The following is an 8,196-nucleotide window of genomic DNA, read 5'->3' as shown; positions in this document are numbered from 1 at the left end:
CTTTCCCGGAAGGGCGACCGGCCTTCTCGTCCCTCACGGAAGGTGTGCCGCATGACCAGTACGGTCCCCGCGTCCCTGACTCGCACGGCCCCTGGCGCCGCCCTGCAGGCCGTCCTTCTCGACATGGACGGCACCCTGGTGGACTCCGAGGGCTTCTGGTGGGACACCGAGGTGGAGGTTTTCGCCGACCTCGGCCACCGGCTGGACGAGTCCTGGCGCGAAGTGGTCGTCGGCGGGCCGATGACCCGCAGCGCCGGCTACCTCATTGACGTGACCGGCGCGGACATCGCCGTCGAGGAACTCACGATCCTGCTGAACGACCGCTTCGAGAAGCGCATCGGACGAGGCGTACCCCTCATGCCCGGCGCCGCCCGGCTGCTCGCCGAACTCTCCGCCCACGCGGTGCCGACCGCCCTCGTCTCCGCTTCGCACCGCCGGATCATCGACCGGGTACTGGACTCGATCGGGCACCACCACTTCGCACTGACCATCGCGGGGGACGAGGTCGCCCGCACCAAGCCGCACCCCGACCCCTACCTCGCCGCCGCCGCCGGATTCGGCGCCGATCCCGCCCGCTGCGCAGTCATCGAGGACACCGCCACCGGTGTCGCCTCGGCGGAAGCCGCCGGATGCCGGGTCGTGGCCGTCCCCTCCGTGGCGCCCATCGCCCCGGCGCCCGGACGCGTGGTCGTCGGCTCGCTCGAAGACGTCGACCTGGCCTTCCTGCGCAAGCTGGTCCTGGACCAGCGAGTGGAGGACGAGGGGACCCGGACCCGGCGATGACCGGTACACGGACCCGGCACCGGGGAAACGGAGGAGGCGGGCCGACACGTCCGCCGGGGGGCGAGGCCGTCGTCCTTCCCGGCGGCGCTGCCTGACCGCTCGCCGGCGCGGATCGCCGATGCCTCCGCGGACGCCCGACGCCCTCGAGCGCGCAGAGTCCGGCGGTGAGGCCGCCGCCGGGGCCGCTACTGCGCGCCCGGCCGGACCAGCCCGCTCTCGTAGGCGTACACCGCCGCCTGCACCCGGTCGCGCAGCTGGAGCTTGGTCAGCACGTGGCCGACATGGGTCTTCACCGTCGTCTCGCTGACGAAGAGGTCCGCCGCGATCTCCGCGTTCGACAGGCCGCGCGCCACCAGCTTCAGCACCTCCACCTCGCGGTCGGTCAGCCGGTGCAGCGCGTCCGGGACCGGGTCCTCGCCGGACGGGAGGTGGTCGGCGTACTTGTCGAGCAGCCGCCGGGTGACGCTCGGCGCGAGCATCGCCTCGCCCGCGGCCACCACCCGGATCGCCTGCAACAGCTCGTTGGCCGGGGCGTCCTTGAGCAGAAAGCCGCTGGCCCCCGCGCGCAGCGCCTCCACGACGTACTCGTCGAGGTCGAAGGTCGTCAGCACCAGCACCTTCGCCGGACCGTCCCGGTCCGGGCCGGTGATCTGGCGGGTCGCCTCCACCCCGTCCATCCGCGGCATCCGGATGTCCATCAGCACCACGTCCGGCTGGAGCGCCCGGACCTGGTCGATGGCCTGGAGTCCGTCACCGGCCTCACCGACCACCGCGAGATCGCCCTCGGCCTCCAGAATCATCCGGAAGCCGGTGCGCAGCAGTGGCTGGTCGTCGACCAGCAGGACGCGGATTGCCACGAATAACTCCTCAGGAACCGTCTGGGGACGCGGGCCGACCGGCGTCGGCCCCCACCGGCCCCATTCTGCCCGCCTCATCCTCACGGGATTCCGGCAGCACCACGGGGAGCGGATAGACCGGGGGAGTCCCGCCGAATTCAGGACAGAGCTCGCGGTGGTCGCACCAGCCGCAGAGCTTGGTCGGCCTCGGCCGCCACTCGCCCGTCTCCGTCGCCAGCCGGATCGCCTCCCAGAGCGCGTGCAGCTTCCGCTCCACCCGCTCCAGGTCCGCGACCACCGGGTCGTACGTCATGACGTCGCCGCTGCCGAGATAGACCAGCTGGAGCCGGCGCGGCACCACGCCCTTGAGCCGCCAGACCACCAGCGCGTAGAACTTCATCTGGAAGAGCGCGCTCTCCGCGTACTCCGGGCGGGGCGCCTTTCCCGTCTTGTAGTCGACGATCCGGACCTCGCCCGTCGGCGCGATGTCGACGCGGTCGATCACCCCGCGCAGCCGCAGCCCCGACTGCAGCTCCGTCTCGACGAACATCTCGCGTTCGACCGGCTCAAGCCGCGTCGGGTCCTCTAGCGAGAACCACCGCTCCACCAGCCGCTCCGCCTCGCTCAGCCACCCGGCGAGCCGCTCGCCCCCGGTGTCCTCGGCGAAGAGCTCCGTCAGTTCCGGCTTCGACTCCAGCAGCCGGTTCCACTGCCCGGGCACCAGGGCCCGCGCCCTCGGCGCCGTACGCTCCGCAGCGGGCGCGTCGAAGAGCCGTTCCAGCACCGCGTGCACCAGGGTTCCCCGGGTGGCCGCCTCGCTCGGCTTCTGGGGCAGTTTGTCGATGACCCGGAAGCGGTAGAGCAAAGGGCACTGCATGAAGTCGTTCGCCCGCGACGGCGACAAGGAGGACGGCGGCGCGGGGGGCCGAGGTGCGGAGGTCATGCTCCAGACCCTACGACCCGCCACCGACAGCGGGCGGCATACCATCGACGGCAGAGCCTCGGGCACTGCATGATCGACTCAGACGCCCCGGCCCGGACGGAAGGACCCAGTGGACGAGAGCGACGAGAGCGGCGACGGCGGGCGCCCGCAGCCCGGCGCGGGGGGCAGGGACCCCGGACCGGGCAAGGAACGTCAGCGCCGCCCCGCCGGACCCGGCGGCGGCCTGCTGATGGGCCGCCCGTTCGGCGTGCCCGTGTACGTGGCCCCCAGCTGGTTCGTCGTCGCGGCGCTCATCACCTGGGTCTTCGGAGGACAGCTCGACCGCGTCCTGCCCGAGCTGGGCGCCGCCCGCTACCTGGTCGCCCTCTTCTTCGCCATCGTCTTCTACGCCTCCGTCCTGGTGCACGAACTCGCGCACACGGTCGCTGCCCTCCGGTACAAACTCCCCGTGCGCCGCATCCAGCTCCAGTTCTTCGGCGGAGTCTCGGAGATCGAGAAGGAGACCGAGACCCCGGGGCGCGAGTTCGTGCTCGCCTTCGTGGGGCCGCTCCTCTCCCTCGTCCTGGCCGGAGTGTTCTATCTCTCCATGCAGCTCGTGGAGCCCGGCACCGTTCCCGGCGTCCTGCTCGCCGGACTGATGATCTCCAACCTCATCGTCGCCGTCTTCAACCTGCTGCCCGGCCTGCCGCTCGACGGCGGGCGCATGCTGCGCGCCGTCGTCTGGAAGATCACCGGCAAGCCCATGAGCGGAACCGTCGTCGCCGCCTGGGTCGGCCGCGGCCTCGCCGTCGCCGTGCTCATCGGCCTGCCGCTCCTGACGCACACCGGTGACACCGCCGTCCAGACCGGCGGTATGGAGACGGTCACGGACGCCCTGCTCGCCGCCATCCTCGCGGGCATCATCTGGACCGGCGCGGGCAACAGCCTGCGGATGGCGCGCCTGCGCGAACACCTCCCCGAACTCCAGGCCCGCACCCTCACCCGCCGCGCGGTGCCCGTGGAATCCGCGACCCCGCTCTCCGAAGCGCTGCGCAGGGCCAACGAAGCGGGCGCCCGCGCCCTCGTCGTCGTCGACCCCGAGGGCACACCGAAGGGCGTGGTCCGGGAGTCCGCCATCGGCGGGATCCCCGAGCACCGCCGCCCCTGGGTCGCCGTCGGCGGCCTCGCGCAGGACCTCAACGAGGGCATGCGGGTCCCCGCCGAACTCGCGGGCGAGGAACTCCTCGACCGGCTGCGCGCCACCCCCGCGACCGAGTACCTCGTCGTGGAGGAGACCGGCGCGGTCTACGGCGTCCTCTCCACGACCGACGTCGAACGCGCCTTCCTCGCCGCCATGAAGCGCCCCGGGTCCTGAGGACGGCCCCGGGGACGGCGGCCGTCCACCGGCGGAAACCGGCCCGGGAAACACCGGTACGCTGGTCACATGTCTGAACCGACCGGTGCCGCCCGCCGACGTGGGCCCTTCAAGGTCGGGGACCAAGTACAGCTCACCGATCCCAAGGGACGCCACCACACCTTCACGCTCGAAGCCGGAAAGAATTTCCACACCCACAAGGGTTCTTTCCCGCACGACGAGCTGATCGGTGCTCCCGAGGGCAGTGTTGTCCGTACCACGGGAAACGTCGCCTATCTCGCGCTGCGCCCCCTGCTCCCCGACTACGTCCTCTCCATGCCCCGCGGCGCCGCCGTGGTCTATCCCAAGGACGCGGGCCAGATCCTGGCCTTCGCCGACATCTTCCCCGGTGCCCGGGTCGTGGAAGCAGGCGTCGGATCGGGCGCGCTCTCCACCTTCCTCCTGCGCGCCATCGGTGAGCAGGGCATGCTGCACTCCTACGAGCGCCGCGAGGACTTCGCCGAGATCGCCCAGCAGAACGTGGAGCGCTACTTCGGCAGCCCGCACCCGGCCTGGCAGCTCACCGTCGGCGATCTCCAGGACAACCTCTCGGACACCGAGGTCGACCGGGTCGTCCTGGACATGCTCGCCCCGTGGGAGTGCCTGGAGGCCGTCTCCAAGGCACTGGTGCCCGGCGGCATCCTCTGCGCGTACGTCGCCACCACCACCCAGCTCTCGCGGACGGTCGAGTCCCTCCGGGAGATCGGCTGCTTCGCCGAGCCGCAGCCGTGGGAGTCCATGATCCGGAACTGGCACGTCGAGGGTCTCGCGGTCCGCCCGGACCACCGGATGATCGGGCACACCGGCTTCCTGGTGACCGCCCGCCGCCTGGCCGACGGGGTCGAGCCCCCGATGCGCCGCCGCCGTCCCTCCAAGGGCGCCTACGGCGACGACTACGACGGCCCCGGCGGCCGGAAGACCTCCGCCGACCGCGCGCCGGCGACCGAGGACAGCGCCGACGTGCGCGACTGACGACCTCGACCGGCCCGTGGTGACCGACCACCACGAACCGCTCGCGGTGCAGCGATGGGCGCCGCCGCCCCGCCCTCCCGGACCGACCCGGGCAGGCGGGGCGGCGGCGCCCTTCGTGTGGGGCGTGCTTCGCCCTCCCCGCGCGGAAGCCGGCTCCCGCGTCCGTCGCGCCGCCCTCCGGTTGTGCGCGCAGGCCGCCCCGCACCCCGCTGTTCCCTGTCCGTGTGAGGTGTGGCACGATGCTGGCCACCCCCTGCCGCCGATGTCCGGCAGGGTCGTTCCACATGCTCCCCGGAAACATCAGGAGACAGACCGCGTGCAGCCCTCCGTGCTTCCGGACCTCGCGCACAACGACTCCAGGGCGATGCACTGGCTCGCCACCGCCGCGGCGGTGTTCGCGACCGTCGCCGTCGCCGGCGTGCTGCAGCCCGGCGACCCGACCGCTTCCGCTTCCGCCGACCCGGGCGGCACCGCGGCTCCCCGGGTCACCGCCGAGGCCCCCGACCCGGCCGGCGTGGTCTTCCCGCTCGTCTGCGGGAGCGTGGGCCAGACCGTCGGACGGCAGGCCCGGGGCGACCTGGACGGTGACGGGAAGCCGGAGACCGTGGTGGCCGTGCACTGCGCGGCGGGCTCGGGTACGCCGCCGGACGGCGTCTACGTCCTGACACACGGAAGCGGGGCCGCACCCCGGGTCGTGGCGACCCTGGTGGACCCCGCTCTGCGTACGACGGTCGGTGAACTCGCCGTGGGGAACGCCGTCGTCTCGGCGACCACGCTCGGCTACTCCTCCGACGAGGTGCCCCGGTGCTGCCCCGACCAACGGGAGGAGACCACCTGGCGGTGGTCGGGCGGCGCCTTCGTGCGGTCCGTCGCGCGGCCGGGCGCCGGCGTCTGACCGGCCCCCGGGCCCCCTCCCGTACCCGTCGGGTACAGGCCCTACGCGGCGTCCGGGCCGTAGACCTCGACGCTGTCCGAAACCCGACGCACGTGGATGCAGTCGCCCGGACACTCCTTGGCCGAATCGACCACGTCCGTCAGCAGGGGCAGCGGGACCCGTGTGGTGGCACCCGGCTCCTGGAGCAGCTCGTCGTCGGCGCTCTTCACATAGGCCAGTCCGTCGATGTCCAGCTCGAACACTTCCGGGGCGTACTGGACGCAGATCCCGTCGCCCGTGCACAGGTCCTGGTCGATCCAGACCTCCAGATCCTCGGTGTCGCTCGCGCCGGGCGAGTCCTGCTGCACGGTCATATGTCCTGCCGATCCCTGCGTATCTCAACCAATTGAAGCCAGCCCTGACGGGTGTTGAACGGTTCGACGATACAACTGGCTGCTTTCGGGTGCCCAAGGGTGGGTATTCCCTTGGCACGAGGGGGAGAGCAAGGGTGAAGATCGGACACACCCCGCGGTCTTTGTGATCTAGGGGTTTCAATCACCACCCACGCAGGTAGGGTCAGGAAGCGTCCAGCTCCCCTTGGAGGAGGTGAGGACCGTGGCAGCCCACGACGACGACATCAACCGTGCCATCCGGCCCGGGCGGGGGTCAGAAGACCCGTCGGGCCAGGTCGCCTATCTTGAGCAGGAAATCGCCGTCCTGCGACGTAAGCTCGCCGACTCTCCGCGTCATTCGAGAATTCTCGAAGAGCGGGTCGTCGAGTTGCAGACCAGTCTGTCCGGTGTGACCGCACAGAACGAACGGCTCGCCCATACGCTCCGCGAGGCCCGCGACCAGATCGTGGCTCTCAAGGAGGAGGTCGACAGGCTCGCCCAGCCGCCTGCCGGTTTCGGCGTGTTCCTGCAGGCCAATGAGGACGGTACCTGCGACATCTTCACCGGGGGCCGCAAGCTCCGGGTGAACGTCAGCCCCACTGTTGAGCTCGAAGGCCTCCGTCGAGGCCAGGAAGTCATGCTCAACGAAGCGCTCAACGTGGTCGAGGCCATGGAATTCGAGCGGGCCGGGGACATCGTCACCCTCAAGGAGATCCTTGAGGACGGCGAGCGCGCCCTGGTGGTCGGGCACACCGACGAGGAACGGGTGGTGCGGCTCGCCGAGCCGCTGCTCGACATCACCATCCGCCCCGGCGACGCGCTCCTGCTGGAACCCAGGTCCGGCTACGTCTACGAGGTGGTGCCGAAGAGCGAGGTCGAGGAACTCGTCCTCGAAGAGGTCCCGGACATCGACTACGACAAGATCGGCGGCCTGGGCGACCAGATCGAACTGATCCGCGACGCGGTCGAGCTCCCGTACCTCCACCCCGACCTCTTCAAGGAACACGAGCTCCGCCCGCCGAAGGGCATCCTGCTCTACGGTCCGCCCGGCTGCGGCAAGACGCTCATCGCCAAGGCAGTCGCCAACTCGCTCGCCAAGAAGGTCGCCGAGGTGACCGGCCAGCCCACGGGGAAGAGCTACTTCCTCAATATCAAGGGCCCCGAACTCCTCAACAAGTACGTCGGTGAGACCGAGCGGCACATCCGCCTCGTCTTCCAGCGTGCCCGGGAGAAGGCGAGCGAGGGTACCCCCGTCATCGTCTTCTTCGACGAGATGGAATCCCTCTTCCGCACCCGCGGCAGCGGCGTCAGCTCGGACGTGGAGAACACCATCGTCCCGCAGCTGCTCGCCGAGATCGACGGTGTGGAAGGGCTGGAGAACGTCATCGTCATCGGCGCCTCCAACCGCGAGGACATGATCGACCCGGCCATTCTCCGGCCCGGCCGTCTCGACGTGAAGATCAAGATCGAGCGACCGGACGCGGAGGCCGCGAAGGACATCTTCGCGAAGTACCTCACCTCGTCGCTTCCGCTGCACTCGGACGATCTGGCCGAGCACGCCGGCTCCAAGCCGGCCGCCGCCCACGCCATGATCCAGTCCGTGGTGGAGCGGATGTACACGGAATCCGAGGAGAACCGCTTCCTCGAAGTCACCTACGCCAACGGTGACAAGGAAGTCCTCTATTTCAAGGACTTCAACTCCGGCGCGATGATCCAGAACATCGTCGACCGGGCCAAGAAGATGGCCATCAAGGCGTTCCTCGAAGAAGGCCAGAAGGGCATTCGCGTCTCCCATCTCCTCCAGGCTTGCGTGGACGAGTTCAAGGAGAACGAGGACCTGCCCAACACCACCAACCCGGACGACTGGGCCAGGATCTCCGGAAAGAAGGGCGAGCGGATCGTCTTCATCCGCACGCTCGTCACCGGAAAGCAGGGCGCGGACACCGGCCGTTCCATCGACACGGTCGCGAACACCGGGCAGTACCTGTAACGAGCGGACCGGC

The 8,196-nt window shown here is 70.3% G+C and carries 8 protein-coding genes; 5 read left to right on the top strand and 3 right to left on the bottom strand.

Going from position 1 to position 8,196, the window contains the following annotated elements; all coding sequences use genetic code 11:
* Window positions 1–51: 51 nt before the first annotated feature.
* Complete coding sequence (locus tag ACFWEP_RS27375) at window positions 52–783, top strand: HAD family hydrolase (RefSeq protein WP_387373848.1); 732 nt, start codon at window positions 52–54, stop codon at window positions 781–783.
* A 185-nt stretch (window positions 784–968) separates the two neighbouring features.
* Here the strand turns inward: ACFWEP_RS27375 and ACFWEP_RS27370 are convergent, their stop codons facing one another.
* The gene (locus ACFWEP_RS27370; protein ID WP_387373846.1) at window positions 969–1,640 is read right to left on the bottom strand and encodes a response regulator; all 672 of its coding nucleotides are present in this window, start codon (window positions 1,638–1,640) and stop codon (window positions 969–971) included.
* Window positions 1,641–1,650: 10 nt separating this feature from the next.
* Window positions 1,651–2,562 (bottom strand): RecB family exonuclease, encoded by a 912-nt coding sequence (locus ACFWEP_RS27365; protein ID WP_387373844.1) that lies wholly within the window; start codon window positions 2,560–2,562, stop codon window positions 1,651–1,653.
* Window positions 2,563–2,671: 109 nt separating this feature from the next.
* Between ACFWEP_RS27365 and ACFWEP_RS27360 the strand changes: the two genes are divergently transcribed.
* The 3 genes from ACFWEP_RS27360 (at window position 2,672) to ACFWEP_RS27350 (ending at window position 5,822) form a co-directional block, all read left to right on the top strand.
* A complete protein-coding gene (locus ACFWEP_RS27360; RefSeq protein WP_387373842.1) occupies window positions 2,672–3,916 on the top strand; it encodes a site-2 protease family protein in 1,245 nt (414 codons plus the stop codon).
* 69 nt (window positions 3,917–3,985) lie between these two features.
* On the top strand, window positions 3,986–4,927 hold the full coding sequence (locus ACFWEP_RS27355) for a tRNA (adenine-N1)-methyltransferase (RefSeq protein WP_387373840.1): 942 nt from the start codon (window positions 3,986–3,988) through the stop codon (window positions 4,925–4,927).
* 316 nt (window positions 4,928–5,243) lie between these two features.
* On the top strand, window positions 5,244–5,822 hold the full coding sequence (locus ACFWEP_RS27350) for a hypothetical protein (RefSeq protein WP_387373838.1): 579 nt from the start codon (window positions 5,244–5,246) through the stop codon (window positions 5,820–5,822).
* Window positions 5,823–5,863: 41 nt separating this feature from the next.
* Here the strand turns inward: ACFWEP_RS27350 and ACFWEP_RS27345 are convergent, their stop codons facing one another.
* Window positions 5,864–6,175, bottom strand: coding sequence for a ferredoxin (locus ACFWEP_RS27345; protein ID WP_266702623.1), 312 nt, complete (start codon window positions 6,173–6,175; stop codon window positions 5,864–5,866).
* 241 nt (window positions 6,176–6,416) lie between these two features.
* Here ACFWEP_RS27345 and arc point away from each other — a divergent pair, with 241 nt between their 5' ends.
* A complete protein-coding gene (gene arc / locus ACFWEP_RS27340) occupies window positions 6,417–8,183 on the top strand; it encodes a proteasome ATPase (protein WP_387373836.1) in 1,767 nt (588 codons plus the stop codon).
* The last annotated feature ends 13 nt before the right edge of the window (window positions 8,184–8,196 follow it).

It is taken from the genome of Streptomyces sp. NPDC060198 (assembly GCF_042728415.1).
In the GTDB taxonomy this organism is placed as follows: Bacteria; Actinomycetota; Actinomycetes; order Streptomycetales; family Streptomycetaceae; genus Streptomyces.
Note: the sequence above shows the minus strand (reverse complement) of the source record. Positions and strands in the feature narration are given on the sequence as shown.